Below are 14713 nucleotides of genomic sequence, written 5' to 3' on the forward strand. Positions count from 1 at the left end.
ACCACCGCCGGGAAGGATCATATGAGCGATATGGCCGGCATCAGCCTCATTGTCGTGGCGATGCTCTCCATCCTGTCCGGCGGCGCGGCGCTGGTCCTCTACATCCGGATGCGGCTTTCGACGGCCCGGCAGAGCCGGATCGAACCGCATGGCGACGGCGCGCGCATCCCGCTGGTCGCCGCCTTTTCCGGGTGGAAGGGGATTCCGTGGATCAGCTGGTCGTCGAGCACCCTGAAGCCGACCCTGATCCTGCATCCGGACCACATCGAATGCCGGGTCGTGCGGACGCGCAGGAAGCCGTACGGATCGGTCTCCAGGGTCGATTACCGGGAGACCATCGGAACGAACAACATCGTTCTGGAATTCTCAGATTCCCTGTCGAGCTTCGTCGGCAACACTGCCGCCAGGGGTCTGGCCCGGGATGCGATCCTGCAACTTGCCCGGCGGAACTGCCCTTTGTCACCCCGAGCCGAACGTCTGCTCGATGGCGGATCCGGCCGAAGCGGGGCCGGCGAAGACTGAAGCCAGCCGTTCAGGCTTTGTGACGCTTGCGGGAGAAGTCCCGGGGGCGCCGTTTCCGTTAAGTCCGGCGGCGTTGGAGCAACTCCCGTCCAACACCGCCGGTGGACCTCACCCCTTCATTCCAGGCCGCTTACCGGCTGTGGTCACCGGTCGCCATGAGAGCGGGCCTCACGCAGGCAATCGGCGCTCTTCGCCTCGCGCAGACAATCGGCGGACTTGGCCTCGCGAAGGCAGTCAGCGCTCTTTGCCTCGCGCAGGCAATCGGCGCTCTTCGCTTCGCGCAGGCAGTCGGCGGATTTGGCTTCGCGAAGGCAATCGGCACCCTTGGCTTCACGCAGACAGTCAGCGCTCTTCGCTTCGCGCAGGCAATCGGCACCCTTGGCTTCACGGAGGCAGTCGGCCCCCTTGGCTTCGCGCAGGCAATCCGCGGCGGCGAACAGGCTGGCGCTGTCGGCGCGGGCGGCGGCCATGCGGTCGGCGGGAACGGCGACGCCGTTGTGATGCAGGTACTCGCCATACACCGCCTCGCAGAAGCGGAAGTAGGCGCGGGTGTCGGCGACGATGAATTCGTGCCACAGGTCGTCGCAGGCGGCGGACTGCGGAACGATGTCGCGGTCCGGATGCTCGGCGCAGGCCAGCAGGAACGCCTTCAGCTGCTCCAGCGCGATCCCGGAGGTGGCGCGGGTCATGCCCGCGGCGACGGCCCGTTCGACCACATAGCCGAAGTCGAAAGCGGCGACGATGTCCCGGGCACGGGTGATGTCGATCATGGTGGCGCCGCGCATGGAATCCTCCAGGGTTGCTTGTGTCCAGCCCGTGAGACGGGTTGCAAGACAGGTCCCGGGCATGGAGCCAATGTTGTGACACAGCACAGCCGGATATGTGAGATAATTTTGGTCCTAAGCATTCGACTCGGGGCCGATGACCTCAGACGGTCGGTGTCCTATGCGGAGCGGACGCATCGGCGGAGGCGGATAGGGCGGGCCGCGAGGCGGTCATCGCCTCCACCAGCGTCGACAGGCGGTCGGGCATGACCGGCTTGGCGGCCACCACCACGCCCATTTCCGCCGCCCGGGCGGTCACCTCCCCGTCGAGCCGGCCGGAGATCAGCACCGCCGGAATGCGCAGGCCCAGCCGCGTCCAGACCTCCGCGATGAAGTCCAGGCCGTTCTCGGTGGCGGACAGGTGATAGTCGGCGATCACCGCGTCGGGACGGACGGTGCCGTCCTCCACCACCCGCAGCCCCTGCGCGACGGTGGCGGCGCCGACGACGCGATGCCCGGCGCTGGTCAGGAACATGGAGATGGCGGACAGCACGAAGCTGTCGTCGTCGATCACCAGGATCGCGATCCCCCCTCCTTCGCCGGCGCATCGGCCAGCGTCGCCATCGAGGCCGCAGGGGCAAGGGCAGGGGCAGGGGCGGGAGCAGGAATGGGGGCGGGCGGGGCGGCAACCGGTACCGGTGCCGCGGGCTCGGCCGGCGCGGCCTCCACCGGGGCGAGCGGCAGGGTGACGGAGAAGACCGACCCCCTGCCCAGCGTCGAGCGGACCTTCACCGGATGGTCCAGCACCGTCGCCAGCCGCCGGACGATGGACAGGCCCAGCCCGATGCCGTTGTCGCGGTTGCGTTCGGGGTTGCCGATCTGGTGAAACTCCTCCCAGATGGCGTCCAGCCGGTCCTCGGGGATGCCGATGCCGGTGTCCCGCACCTCGACGATCAGGCTGCCGCCGGACTCCAGGCAGGCGACCTGGACCTGTCCGCTGGCGGTGTAGCGGATGGCGTTGTCGATCAGGTTGCCCAGCAGCCGCAGCAGCAGGACGCGGTCGGTCACCACCGGCGCGCGGTATTGCGGCACGGAGAACCCCAGCCCCTTGCTGCGCGCCACCGGGCCGAACTGCGATTCCAGCGCGTCGAACAGGTCGGCGACCTCATGCACCGCCTTGTTGGCGGTGACGCCGCCGGCATCCAGCCGCGACACCTCCAGCAGCTCGTCCAGCAGCTGCTTCAGCGTCATCACCACCTGTTCGATCTTGCGCGCCGACTCCGCCACCTTGGGGGTGGGGGCGGTGGCGCGCAGCATCGCGGTCAGCATCAGCAGCGACTGGGCCGGCTGGCGCAGGTCGTGGCTGGCGGCGGCCATGAACTTGGCCTTCGACGCCACCGCCTGCTCGGCGCGTTCCTTGGCGACGCGCAAGTCGATGGCGTTCTGCCGGAAGGTGGCGAGCGCCTTGGCCATGCGGCCGATCTCGTCGTCGCGGTGGCGCACGGGCACGTCCACCGTCACGTCGCCGGCGGCCAGATCGGCCATGGCGCGGGTCATGCCGGCGATGGGCAGGGTCATGCCGCGGGTCGCCCACACCACCCCCAGGATCACCAGCAGAAGCGTGACGGCGCCGGTCCCGCCCAGCACCAGCACATGGTGGCGGATGGCCGCGTCGGTGGGGCCGGTGTCCAGCCGGACCAGCAGCGTGCCGATGCTGCGGACGGCGCCGGTCCGGTCCTGGCGGGTCAGCGGCACGGCGGCGGCGGTGGCTTCGCTGACGGTGGCGGCGCCCGGCTTGCGGAAGCTGGCGAAGAGTTCGCCGTGGGTCCCCAGGATCAGCGCCTCGGCGAAGCTGTCGATCGACCGCAGCGGCGTCAGCGCCGTCACCGCCTCTTCCGGGTCGAGGTCCCACAGGGCGTTGGCGACGTCGTCCAACACGATCCTGGTCGCCATCTCGGCCCGGATGGCCAGTTCGGCCCGGGTGTTGCGCACGTCGGCCTGGATCAGGACCACCATGGGCACGGCGATCAGCACCGACACCAGCAGCACCGCCGATGCCGTCGTTCGGGCGACCAGGCTCCGCGAAAAAACCTTGAACAGCATGCCGAAGCCCACGAAGACACGACGACCACGAACAATTCGCGGCCGCCATCCTAGCCGAAGCGGCGGGTAAACACGACAGCCGCGTGGTGCCGATCCTGTCGCCGACCCCATTTCCGCAGCGAAAAGGGGCTTCGACCGTCCTTGCCGGCCGGAGTATACGGAAAGCCCATATGTCTGTTTCGAATCGTTTCTTTTTCTAGTTTGATTGCCTGTGTAAAAGTTCGCCTCTGATCCCGGAGCCCCGGTATCGGGGCCGGACCGGGTTTGCCGCTGGGGGGCGGAGCATGGGAACGGGCATCATCATCGCCCTTGCGCACGGCGTCGGCCTGCTGGCGCTGGTGCTGCTCGCCTACCGCTATGTGCTGCGGCGCTTCGGGGCGCGGCGCCTGCCCTTCGCGCTGCTGTCCGGCCTGCTGTTCGGCGCCGCCGCCGCCGTGTCGATGCTGGACGCCTATCCGGTCGAAGGCGGGGTCCTGGTCGACCTGCGCAACGTGATGATCGGGCTGGCCGGGCTGTTCGGCGGCTGGCCGGCCGCCCTGCTGTCCGCCGCCATGGCCGGCGGGGTGCGGCTGTGGCTGGGCGGCATGGGCTCGCTGACCGGTCTGGCGGGCATCCTGCTGACGGCGCTGGTGGCGCCGCTGCTGGCCGGGCCGATGGAGCGCCGCGCCGCCGGCAACCGCGGGCCGGGCAAAGGGGAAGGGAAGGGCGCCTACGGCTTCGGCCTGCTGGCGCTGTTCGGCCTCGCCATCACCCCGCTGACCCTTCTCGCCTTCCTGCTGCTGCCCGACCTGGAGCTTGCCCTGCGGGTGCTGGAGGAGGCGGCGCTGCCGCTGACCGCCTTCACCAGCTTAGGCATCGGCCTGCTCGGCACCATGCTGGCGCGCGAGCACCGGCGCGTCGCCGACGAGAACGCCCTGGCGGAGAATGCCGCCCTCTTCCACGCCGTGTTCGACAGCTCCGCCGACGGCCTCGCGATCATCCGCGTCGGCGAGACCGGCGGCTTCACCCTGCACCGGGCCAACGCCGCCGCGCTGCGGGCGATGGGCGACCGCGCGGCGCAGGCGCTGGGCAAGCCGCTGGACAGCCTGCTGCCGCCCGATCTGGCGGCCAAGGCGATGGCCGACCTGCAATCCTGCATCGACGCCGGCGCCCCCACCCGCTTCGAGGAGCAGCACACCCACGACGGCGTCACCCGCTGGTGGGAGGTGTCGCAGGTGCCGATCCGCGACGAGACCGGCGCCATCGTCATGCTGTCGGTCGGCGCCCGCGACATCACCCGCCGGCACGAGGCCGAACGCGCGATCCGCGCCAGCGAGGCGCGCTACCGCCTGCTGGCGCGCGGCGTCACCGACATCATCGGCCGCATCGGCCTGGACGGGGTGCGGCGCTTCTGTTCGGAGGCGACGCGCGACAGCCTGGGCTGCGCCCCCGCCGAGCTGATCGGCCGCCCGCTGGTGGAGCGGGTCCACCCCGACGACCGCGACGCCCTGTCCGCCGGCCTGGCCCGCCTGACTCCCGACCGCCCGACCCTGAAGACCACCTACCGCCTGCGCCATGCCGACGGCCGCTGGGTTTGGATCGAGGCGGCGGTGCGGCTGGTCACCGACGACTGGGGCGCCCCGCAGGACTACGTCAGCGTCGAGCGCGACGTCACCGCCCGCAAGATCATGGAGGCGGAGCTTCAGGACGCCCGCCAGGCCGCGGAATCGGCCAGCCGCAGCAAGACCGAGTTCCTCGCCAGCCTGAGCCACGAGCTGCGCACCCCGATGAACGCCGTCATCGGCTTCGCCGACCTGATCGCGCGGGAGTCGGAGGGGCCGGTCGGCAACGCCCATTACCGTGACTTCGCCGTCAACATCCGCGACAGCGGCCAGCACCTGCTGGAGCTTATCAACGAGATCCTCGACCATGTGCGGGCGGAGGCCGGGCAGCTGGTGCTGGACGACGAGCCGGTCGATCTCGACGCCGCCGCCACCTTCGCCATCCGCCTGCTGACCCCGCGCGCCGCCCGCGCCGGCATCGTCCTCTCGGCGACGGTGGACCCCGCCGCCCGCTTCCTGCGCGGCGACGAGCGGCGCATCCGCCAGATCCTGCTGAACCTGCTGTCCAACGCCGTCAAATACACGCCCTCCGGCGGCGCCGTCTCGCTGGCCGCCGGCCCTGCTCCGGACGGCGGCCTGCTGCTGGAGGTGCGCGACAACGGCGTCGGCATTCCCGAACAGGATCTGGGCCGCGTCCTGCTGGCCTACACCCGCGTCGAGAGCCCGGCCAACCGCCAGACCGAAGGTGCCGGGCTGGGCCTGCCGCTGACCCGCCGGCTGGTGGAGCTGCATGGCGGCACCATGACCCTGTCGAGCCGGGTGGGGGAGGGCACCGTCGTCACCCTCCATTTCCCGCCCGACCGTCTGGCCGACGAGAGCGGCGGCACCGTCCGCCCGCCGTCGGACCGTCCCGGCCTGTCGATCCTGATGGTGGAGGACGACCACAACATCCTGGAGAACGGCTGCGCCCTGCTGCGCAGCTGGGGCCACCGGGTGATCGGCGCGTCCGGCGCCGGCGAGGCCCTGGTGGTGCTGCGCGGGGACCAGCCGCTGGACCTGCTGTTCAGCGACATCGTGATGCCGCCGGGCATGAACGGGGCGGAGCTGGCGCGCGAGGCGCGTCGCCTGCGCCCCGACCTTCCGGTTCTGCTGGCCTCGGGCTTCGCCGCCCATGCGGTGGTGGCCGACGACGTGGCGCTGGGCGGCTACGACCTGATCGCCAAGCCCTACGACCCGCTGGAGCTGCGCGACCGTCTGGCCCGCCTGCACCCGCTGGCCCCGTCTCCGCCCCTGGCCTCACCCCCGGCCCCACCCCTGTCCCCGCCGCAGCCGTCCCCGGAGCCGCCCGCCCCGCCGGTCCAGCCGGCCGCGGAAGCCCCGCCGCCGCCCATCGCCCAGCCCATCGCCAAGCCCGTGCCCGAGACCATGACCGGGGACGCAGCCGAGCCTCCAGTCCCGCCGCCCGCGTCAACTCCCGGCCCCGCGGCATCGGCGCCGGGCTCCCTGCGCATCCTGGTGGCGGAGGATGTGGAGATGAACCGCCTGCTGGCCGTCACCCTGCTGAAGCAGGCCGGCCACAGCGTCGCGGCGGTGGAGGACGGGGCGCAGGCGGTTGCGGCGGCAGCGGCGGCAGGGGCGGTGGATGGGCGCGAGCCGTTCGACGCGATCCTGATGGACGTGAACATGCCGGTGATGGACGGCCTGGAGGCGACGCGCGCCATCCGCGCCATGCCCGGCCCGGCCGGCCGCGTCGCCATCGTTGCGCTGACCGCCAACACCTTCCCCGACGACATCGCCCGCTGCTACGAGGCCGGCATGGACTGCCATGTGCCCAAGCCCATCGACCGCGTGCTGCTGCTGACCGAGATCGCCCGCTGCGTCGCCTCGCGCCGGGCGGTGGAGGCGATGGGGGAGGGGTGAAGCTGATCTGTCACCACCCTCCGTGCCGCCGTTGCCGCTATGCGTAAGGCGGTAAATGATCGGAATGGATAATGAGTTGTGTGTGCGCTATTTTAGATTGGGAAATTCTGGGCATCGCTCGCTCTTCTGGAAATTGGTTGAGTGTAATAGAAGCGGTCGCCTCAGAGTTTTGAGAGGAATTGCAATCATTAAGCTGTCAAAAATCCAAAAATTCACCCTAAGCAAGGGTTGGGTGGTCCGGTTCGAGAAAAAATGGCAAGTAAATCAATTTCTTTTTTCTGTCTCATCCTGCTTCCGTATTTGTGCGCTATTGCGAAACGCGTTATCATGAATTATCTTTTCTATTAAGTTAGGAGTTCTTTGAGGTAAATATAGCAAGGGTTATATACCTCCCTTTTATGAGGGCTTGTAGGTTCCGTTTTCCCAATCTTTTGAAGCTTGGGCACAGTAGGTGTTTTGTTAATCGGTGCAGGCTTGCCACCATAAAGTACGACGTAACGCTCTTCGGACAATGCAAGCTGGTGGCCGTAAAACTCTGCCAACAGCCCTAAAGCGTAGCGGACAAACTGCCGCGTACTCTTAAATTGTCCAGAATAGCCCACGGGATTTCCTGACTTTAGATCGATGTAGAGCGCTATAATTTTTCCTTCTTTACAAATAAGAACTACGCAGTCGCATGCCCGATGATGATCATGTTCCGCTCCAACTGCCAGTAGGGGCGACATCAATGCTGCTTTGCTGCGCCCTTTATCGGGATTGAAGCTAAACCAATTACCTGCTGGAGCAGTAAGGGTAACTTTTTTTAGCTTTGCATGAGGATCATTCTCTTCAATCAATATATGTGTATGTTGGTCCCCGCGGTAATTACAGCACGATAAGGACGACAGTAGCTTTTCCATTTCCTGGCTTAAGGGCATTAGAGTTCACCCCCATACATGATCTTCCCCTGAATGGCGTTCATTATTTCAATAGTATCGTCAAATGTTTCTACCTCAATGCCCCTATCAGAATAGATATTGGCTAGCTTTAGCGTCCTGATCTTTCCGCGCCTACCCGCACCCGTCGAGGATTTTGTTGTCATGCACGTCATATAGAGCCGTATTTTACTCGGGTCGAGAAGTTCATTGTCTTCATATTTATACTCATCTTGCACTAGGCGGGTATGGCTTGTTTTCTGATTCAGCATTATCAGCGTGTTTAGTTCTTTGACCAAATAGTCGCTGTGAGTGGTGATGAATACTTTGATCCCAGCATTTACCATCCGTGCTACCAAACGGGCAAAAGCGCGCTGGTTTTTGGGATGTAAATTCAATTCGGGCTCATCGATAATAAAAAGATCACCTGCGCGCGCCTTGCAACGCAGGTAGAATCCTACATCGAGCAGGGCGCGGATACCGCTCGAAGCCTCGTTCATAGTAAAGCGCTGCCGTCCTGTCCCCTTTGCTTGAAATACTAATTGCTGTTTTACTACTTTGTAGCTGCCGCCGATAATATTGTCAAACGCCTCAAGGATCTCTGGGCATTTTTCTGCAAGCTCTCCGGTCTTTTTGTCAATATCCTCAAGCTGCCGAACAAAATCAACATTGTCCTCGACTGGCCAAGGGTAGTCAGCATCAATTTTCTGCAAAATTTTGAACGGGTTGCGCCTGAGCTCTTTAGAATCGATTTGGTTGATAGCCTTGAGCATGCGCGTACGTGCCATGTCCAGTTCTTTCCGGAAAATGGCCGCGCCGGTACGTTCGGCGCTAGCAATGTGCATGCGCGGTAAATGTTGAGCAAATACAATATCGGCAATAGCATCAGCAATGAAATCGGTTAGGTTAAGAAATGGGCGCTGCAACATTTCTGCATCAGCTACAAGAACGTCGAGTAAGCTGCTCCCTGCGTCTTTTTTAAGTGTGGCTAGCACCTTGCCGCTAGCGCCGGACTGCACCGTGCGTTGGAACGATTGCTCAATAATTTCTGTTGGCTGGCAGGTGCGTGGCACGCAAACAGTTTCCGAAAACACATTGCTTTCGGTGGCAAATGCACGAGGAAGGCCTGCAACGTAGAGTTCTCCCATACGCTCTAAATAATCATCTACTTTTCCGTCAAACATTTGCATCAAGTCAATGCGGTATTGATCAGAGTCTTTAAGAAGGCTCTCGATTTCATCTTCGATAACTACCCGTAGTATCTGACGCCAACTACGCATAAATCCATATATCGCATAGGTAGCATAAGTTTTTCCGGTGTTGTTTTCTCCGCAGATCAGAGTGAGGTCTGCAAGTTCTAGATCGACCTGATCAAGTAGGCCTAGCTTATCGAAGTGAAAGTACATTAGTTTCATTCCCCCATTTTTGTCGGACTTATGGCTTTAGAATACACTTTTTTGCATGCTAGTGGCCGTGTGGGTGATGGCTTTTCCTATCAGCGTCGAGACAACGCACCATAACGCGCTCAGAGTTATTGAGAAAGTTGCGACATCATTTGTTGAGCCTGCTTCGAACTCGAAAAGCTCTATTCATTCAAGATTCCCATTGATCAACCCTTACGCCAACGACCAGCATCGCCATGCTCACGCCTTATAACGCTAGATGCCTCGTCAGCCAATCCGGTGCTTCTGAACCATCTTAAACAATATCCTTGGAGCGGTGGATTCGTCAGTTGTGTCCGGCCGTGCCGAACGTGCTAGGCCCTAGCCAAAGGTGCAGATGAAAAGTAATCCTAGAACAATGTTCCATCCCGCCTTGGGTTATCCACTTCATCCCCATTTTCACAAAACTCCCCCAATCCCGGACCAAATTCCTATACCCTCTCCGCCCAGGTCCAACCCCTTCGCGGAGCCCCACCATGCCCCTCGACAGCCGCACCTTCCAGAACGACCGTTTCCCCGCCTGGGCCGAAGAGCCGCCGGTGCCGTCCGAAGGCTCGCTGGTCCCCGGATCGCAGTTCCATGACGAGCAGTGGATCATGGCCGCCGGCATGCTGGCGCGCGGCAACAGCTTCCTTCAGGTCTCCCGCGCCATGGGGTGCAGCCGCACCACGCTGTGGCGGGCCTATTACGGCTCCAAGGATTTCCGTCACAGGGTGTGGTGGGAGCGGCAGGCGCTGAACCGCGAGGCCGAGCTGCGCCTGTCCTCGCTGCGCATCCTGGTGGCCGAGCAGATCGAGCGGCTGGTCACCTCCGGCGATGGCACCACCGTCCGCTGGATGGCCGAACGGCTCGGCATGTTCGACGGCCTCGACCGCCCGGCGTCCGGGCGGCAGGCCGCCGACCAGGACTCGCCGCCGGCCCCCGGCCCGCTCCCCGGCCTGAGGATCCGCCCGCCGTCACCGTCCCCGAACTGGACGACGACATCCCCGGCGAGCTGCGCGAGCGGCGGGAGCCCGATCCGGCCATGGTCGCCGCCATCCTGGCCCGGCCGGAGGGCGAAGGTCCGAAGGGCGTCTTCCCCTGGACCGTCAACGAGTACGAGGAATTCCCCAACCTCAACCCCGGCCCGGTCAGCCGCCGCGCCGCCGGTCCCTTCTCCCACCCGCGCTGACGGCTCCGCCGGCCGGTGCGACATCCGCCCAATCCTGTTCCACGCCGTTCCACCCCCGGATGAGGCCGCCGATAAGCCCACCCTGACCGGCCCCGCCGGACTGTCCGACCGGGATGCTTGATCGCGCCGCCGATCTGTCCGACCCTGCGTGTCCGTTCGAACACCCGAGGATCACGCGATGACCGCCGGCCCCGCCTCCACCCCAGGCTTCACCTGTGTGCTCGACGCCCGTGCCAAGCTGGGGGAGGGGCCGGTCTGGTCGGTGGACGATCAGGCGCTCTATTGGGTCGACATCAAGGGCCGGGCGCTGAACCGCTTCGATCCGGCCAGCGGGACCAATCTTGCGATGGCCCTGCCGGAGGAGATCGGCTGCGTCGCCCCGCGCAAGGGCGGCGGCTTCATCGCCGGCCTGCGCTCCGGCCTGTGGCAGCTGGACGGGGAGGGGGGATTGGTCACCTGCCTCGCCGCCAATCCGGAGGACCAGGGCGCCAGCCGCTTCAACGACGGCAAGACCGATCCCACCGGCCGCTATCTGGCCGGCACGCTGGACGAGCCCAAGGCCGGCGGCAAGGCGCATCTCTACCGCTACGACCGGCGCGGGCTGGCGGTGCTGGCCGGCGGGCTGCTGACCTCCAACGGTCTGGCCTTCAGCCCGGACGGGCGAACCCTGTACCATTCCGACACCCCGACCTTCACCGTCTACCGCTACCGCTACGATCCCGCCACCGGCGCCGTCTCCGACCGCGAGGTCTTCGTCCGGCTGGAGCCGAAGGACGGCGACCGCGGCCGGCCGGACGGGGCGGCGGTGGATGCCGATGGCTGCTATTGGTCGGCGCTGTACGAGGGCGGGCGGGTCGCGCGCTTCTCCCCCGAAGGCCGGCTGCTGTCGGAGCATCCGGTGCCGGCGCGCTGCCCGACCATGGTGGCCTTCGGCGGTCCCGACCTGCGCACCCTCTACGTCACCAGCGCCAGCGCCGGCCGCCCCGCCGACGAGCTGGAGCGCCTGCCGCAGTCCGGCGGCCTGTTCGCCATGACGGTCGATGTGCCGGGCCTGCCGGTCCCGCCCTTCGACCCGGACGCCTGAGCATGTTCCGGAAGTTCGTCTATCTGCTGGCCCTGGCGCGCGAGAAGCATTTCGGCCGCGCGGCGGAAAGCTGCCACGTCTCGCAGCCGACCCTCTCCAACGCCATCCGCCAGCTGGAGGAGGAGCTTCAGGTCCCCATCGTCGAGCGCGGCCAGAAGTTCGAAGGCTTCACGCCGGAGGGGCTGAAGGTCCTCGAATACGCCCGCCGCATCGTCGGCGAGCGCGACAACCTGCGGCACGAGCTGCTGGCGCTCGCCCAGGGCGTCACCGGCCATCTGCGGGTGGGGGCGATTCCCTCCGCCCTGCCGGTGGTGCCCCATGTGCTGACGCCCTTCACCACCCGCTTCCCGCACATCCGCTCCACCGTCGTCTCGCTCAGTTCGCGCGAGATCCAGCGCGGCCTCGACGAATTCGAACTCGACGCCGCCATCACCTATCTCGACAACGAACCGCTGAACAACGTCCGCACCCTGCCGCTCTACACCGAGCGCTACCACCTGCTGGCCCACCGCGAGGCGTTGGCGGAGGAGCTGATCGCCCAGGGTGCCGTGACCTGGGAAACGGCGGCCGGTCTCCGGCTCTGCCTGCTGACCCCGGACATGCAGAACCGCCGCATCGCCGACACCGCCTTCCGCATGACCGGGCGGACGGTGCAGCCGGCGATGGAGACCAACTCCATCGTCACCCTCTACACCATCGTCCGCGCCGGCAGCTGCGCCAGCATCGTCCCCGGCCAGATGCTGACCTTCGTCCCCCCGCACCCGGACATCGTCGCCCTGCCGCTGGTCGACCCGGAGCTGAGCCACGTCGTCGGCCTCGCCTACGCCGACCGCGACCCGCCGCCGCCGCTGGCCAAGGCGCTGGCGGTGGCGGCATCCGACGCCGACATCGCCCAGCGCGTGGCGATCAGCGTCGCCGAGGCGATGATCCCCTGGCGGGTGGCGATCCGCTGACGGGCCGCTCTTGATAGCCAAAAGCTATTAGCCAATCGGAAAATACAATTTGCTGGCATTCCGTATCCTCCGCCACTCTGACGGTGCCGGGCGCTGAGAGACGCCCGGAAAAAGCCAACAGAGCCAAGCCAGAACGACGCCCACCTCAAGTGCGGCGCGGACGATCGCAAGGAGGGACACCCGTGAACGCTAGCCATCCGTGGAGCGCTGAGCGCGCCAGGACGATTGTCGAAGACAATCGGCATCTGCGCGGCGCCCTGCTGCCGATCCTTCACGCCCTGCAGGAAGAGTTCGGCTATATCGACGAGGAAGCCATCCCCCTGCTGGCGACGGAGCTGAACCTCTCGCGCGCCGACGTGTATGGCGTGGTGTCCTTCTATCACGAATTCCGCCGCGAAAAGCCCGGCCGCCACATCATCAAGGTCTGCCGGGCCGAGGCCTGCCAGTCGATGGGCGCCAACGCCCTGGTCGACCACATCAAGAGGCGGCTCCAGGTCGATTTCCACGGCACCACCGCCGACGGCGCCTTCACGCTGGAACCGGTCTTCTGCCTGGGCAACTGCGCCCTCTCCCCCGCCGTCATGATCGACGAGAACCTGCACGGCCGGGTCTCCCCCGACCGCTTCGACGAGCTGGCGGCAGAGACGCGGACCAACCCGCACGCCCATCAGCAGATCCCCCGCGCCCTCAGCCATAAGGGTCACGCGCAATGATCGGCCATCTGATCACCGTCTTCGTCCCGCGCGACTCCGCCGCCCTGTCCGTCGGCGCCGACGCGGTCGCCGCCGCTATCCGCGCCGAGGCCGCCAAGCGCGACCTGCCGGTGCGCATCGTCCGCAACGGCTCCCGCGGCATGCTCTACCTGGAACCGCTGGTCGAGGTGGAGACCCCGGAAGGCCGCGTCGCCTACGGCCCGGTCACCCCCGCCGACGTGCCCGCCCTGTTCGACGCCGGCTTCCTGACCGGCGGGGAGCATACGCTCGGCCACGGCCTGACCGAGGAAATCCCCTATTTCAAGAAGCAGGAGCGGCTGACCTTCGCCCGCTGCGGCATCATCGATCCGCTGTCGGTCGAGGATTACCGCGCTCATGGCGGCTTCCGCGGTCTGGAGAACGCGCTGGCGATGTCCCAGGCGGAGATCGTCAAGGTGGTGACCGACAGCGGCCTGCGCGGTCGCGGCGGTGCCGGCTTCCCCACCGGCATCAAGTGGAACACGGTGATGCAGGCCAAGGCGGACGAGAAGTTCGTCTGCTGCAATGCCGACGAGGGCGACAGCGGCACCTTCGCCGACCGCATGATCATCGAAGGCGACCCCTTCTGCCTGATCGAGGGCATGACCATCGCCGCCATCGCGGTGGGCGCCACCTCCGGCTACGTCTACATGCGCTCGGAATACCCGCACGCCACGGCGACCCTTCGCCATGCCATCAAGCTGGCCTATGACGAGGGCTGGCTCGGCGACAACATCCACGGCACCAACCGTACCTTCCATCTCGACGTCCGCGTCGGCGCCGGCGCCTACATCTGCGGCGAAGAGACTGCGATGCTGGAAAGCCTGGAGGGCAAGCGCGGCATGGTCCGCGCCAAGCCGCCGCTGCCGGCGCTGGAGGGCCTGTTCGGCAAGCCGACCGTGGTCAATAACGTGCTGTCGCTCTGCTCAGTGCCGATCATCCTCGACAAGGGCGGCGAGTATTACCGCGACTTCGGTGTCGGCCGCTCGCGCGGCACGCTGCCCTTCCAGCTCGCCGGCATCATCCGCCAAGGCGGCATCGTCGAGAAGGCCTTCGGCATCACCCTGCACGAGCTTCTGTACGACTTCGGCGGCGGCACCATCACCGGCCGGCCGATCCGCGCGGTGCAGGTCGGCGGCCCGCTCGGTGCCTATTTGCCGCCCTCGCAGTTCGACCTGCCCAAGGATTACGAGGCCTTCGCGGCTCAGGAAGCAATGGTCGGCCATGGCGGCATCGTCGTCTTCGACGACAGCGTCGACATGGCCCAGCAGGCCCGCTTCGCCATGGAGTTCTGCGTCGCCGAATCCTGCGGCAAGTGCACCCCCTGCCGCATCGGCTCGACCCGCGGGATGGAGACGCTGGACAAGATCATCGCCGGCAAGAACGTCGACGCGAACCTGGAACTGCTCGCCGACCTCTGCGACGTGATGGTGGACGGCTCGCTCTGCGCCATGGGCGGCATGACGCCCTATCCGGTGCGCAGCGCGGTGAAGCACTTCCCGGAAGACTTCCGCAAGAAGCAGCACGCCGTCCGCGTCACCCACATCGCCGCCGAATAACGAGCGACC

Annotated in this window: 12 protein-coding genes; 7 read left to right on the plus strand and 5 right to left on the minus strand. The window is 65.8% G+C overall.

Features of this window, described 5'->3' with window-relative positions; translation table 11 throughout:
* Positions 1–21 precede the first annotated feature (21 nt).
* A complete protein-coding gene (locus tag AB8P05_RS19710) occupies positions 22–522 on the plus strand; it encodes a hypothetical protein (RefSeq protein WP_472760542.1) in 501 nt (166 codons plus the stop codon).
* Positions 523–665: 143 nt separating this feature from the next.
* On the opposite strand, the gene AB8P05_RS19715 is transcribed toward AB8P05_RS19710, so the two are convergent.
* The 3 genes from AB8P05_RS19715 to AB8P05_RS19725 all read right to left on the minus strand — a co-directional run bounded on the left by AB8P05_RS19715 (position 666) and on the right by AB8P05_RS19725 (position 3389).
* Positions 666–1307, minus strand: coding sequence for a glycine-rich domain-containing protein (locus AB8P05_RS19715; RefSeq protein WP_472760543.1), 642 nt, complete (start codon positions 1305–1307; stop codon positions 666–668).
* A gap of 142 nt (positions 1308–1449) precedes the next feature.
* Positions 1450–1860 carry a response regulator gene (locus AB8P05_RS19720; protein ID WP_472760544.1) on the minus strand — a complete coding sequence of 137 codons (411 nt, stop codon included), beginning with the start codon at positions 1858–1860 and terminating at the stop codon, positions 1450–1452.
* Entirely contained in the window at positions 1857–3389 is a 1533-nt protein-coding gene (locus AB8P05_RS19725; protein WP_472760545.1) for a sensor histidine kinase, read from the minus strand. Before AB8P05_RS19725 ends, AB8P05_RS19720 begins: the two co-directional genes overlap by 4 nt.
* A gap of 284 nt (positions 3390–3673) precedes the next feature.
* On the opposite strand from AB8P05_RS19725, the gene AB8P05_RS19730 reads away from it, so the two are divergent.
* Positions 3674–6850 carry a response regulator gene (locus AB8P05_RS19730; protein ID WP_472760546.1) on the plus strand — a complete coding sequence of 1059 codons (3177 nt, stop codon included), beginning with the start codon at positions 3674–3676 and terminating at the stop codon, positions 6848–6850.
* Positions 6851–7194: 344 nt separating this feature from the next.
* On the opposite strand, the gene AB8P05_RS19735 is transcribed toward AB8P05_RS19730, so the two are convergent.
* A complete protein-coding gene (locus tag AB8P05_RS19735; RefSeq protein ID WP_472760547.1) occupies positions 7195–7749 on the minus strand; it encodes a hypothetical protein in 555 nt (184 codons plus the stop codon).
* Between the two features lie 17 nt (positions 7750–7766).
* Positions 7767–9170, minus strand: a complete 1404-nt coding sequence (locus AB8P05_RS19740; protein ID WP_472760548.1) for an AAA family ATPase — start codon at positions 9168–9170, stop codon at positions 7767–7769.
* A 512-nt stretch (positions 9171–9682) separates the two neighbouring features.
* Here AB8P05_RS19740 and AB8P05_RS19745 point away from each other — a divergent pair.
* The 5 genes from AB8P05_RS19745 (at position 9683) to AB8P05_RS19765 (ending at position 14704) form a co-directional block, all read left to right on the plus strand.
* Positions 9683–10498, plus strand: coding sequence for a hypothetical protein (locus AB8P05_RS19745; RefSeq protein WP_472760549.1), 816 nt, complete (start codon positions 9683–9685; stop codon positions 10496–10498).
* A gap of 57 nt (positions 10499–10555) precedes the next feature.
* Positions 10556–11461, plus strand: a complete 906-nt coding sequence (locus AB8P05_RS19750) for an SMP-30/gluconolactonase/LRE family protein (protein WP_472760550.1) — start codon at positions 10556–10558, stop codon at positions 11459–11461.
* A 2-nt stretch (positions 11462–11463) separates the two neighbouring features.
* Positions 11464–12414, plus strand: coding sequence for a LysR family transcriptional regulator (locus tag AB8P05_RS19755; RefSeq protein WP_472760551.1), 951 nt, complete (start codon positions 11464–11466; stop codon positions 12412–12414).
* Between the two features lie 182 nt (positions 12415–12596).
* The gene (locus tag AB8P05_RS19760) at positions 12597–13127 is read left to right on the plus strand and encodes a formate dehydrogenase subunit gamma (RefSeq protein WP_472760552.1); all 531 of its coding nucleotides are present in this window, start codon (positions 12597–12599) and stop codon (positions 13125–13127) included.
* Positions 13124–14704: a formate dehydrogenase beta subunit gene (locus tag AB8P05_RS19765; protein WP_472760553.1), complete on the plus strand. Its 1581-nt coding sequence runs from the start codon at positions 13124–13126 to the stop codon at positions 14702–14704. The genes AB8P05_RS19760 and AB8P05_RS19765 overlap by 4 nt, the downstream gene beginning before the upstream one ends.
* The last annotated feature ends 9 nt before the right edge of the window (positions 14705–14713 follow it).

This window comes from Azospirillum sp. VT-I1 (assembly GCF_055698305.1).

Coding starts and splice junctions, on each gene's coding strand:
- AB8P05_RS19715 (WP_472760543.1), bottom strand. CDS start 1,307: ATGCGCGGCGCCACCATGATCGACATCACCCGTGCCCGGGACATCGTC.
- AB8P05_RS19725 (WP_472760545.1), bottom strand. CDS start 3,389: ATGCTGTTCAAGGTTTTTTCGCGGAGCCTGGTCGCCCGAACGACGGCA.
- AB8P05_RS19735 (WP_472760547.1), bottom strand. CDS start 7,749: ATGGAAAAGCTACTGTCGTCCTTATCGTGCTGTAATTACCGCGGGGAC.
- AB8P05_RS19750 (WP_472760550.1), top strand. CDS start 10,556: ATGACCGCCGGCCCCGCCTCCACCCCAGGCTTCACCTGTGTGCTCGAC.
- AB8P05_RS19765 (WP_472760553.1), top strand. CDS start 13,124: ATGATCGGCCATCTGATCACCGTCTTCGTCCCGCGCGACTCCGCCGCC.
- AB8P05_RS19740 (WP_472760548.1), bottom strand. CDS start 9,170: ATGTACTTTCACTTCGATAAGCTAGGCCTACTTGATCAGGTCGATCTA.
- AB8P05_RS19745 (WP_472760549.1), top strand. CDS start 9,683: ATGCCCCTCGACAGCCGCACCTTCCAGAACGACCGTTTCCCCGCCTGG.
- AB8P05_RS19755 (WP_472760551.1), top strand. CDS start 11,464: ATGTTCCGGAAGTTCGTCTATCTGCTGGCCCTGGCGCGCGAGAAGCAT.
- AB8P05_RS19710 (WP_472760542.1), top strand. CDS start 22: ATGAGCGATATGGCCGGCATCAGCCTCATTGTCGTGGCGATGCTCTCC.
- AB8P05_RS19730 (WP_472760546.1), top strand. CDS start 3,674: ATGGGAACGGGCATCATCATCGCCCTTGCGCACGGCGTCGGCCTGCTG.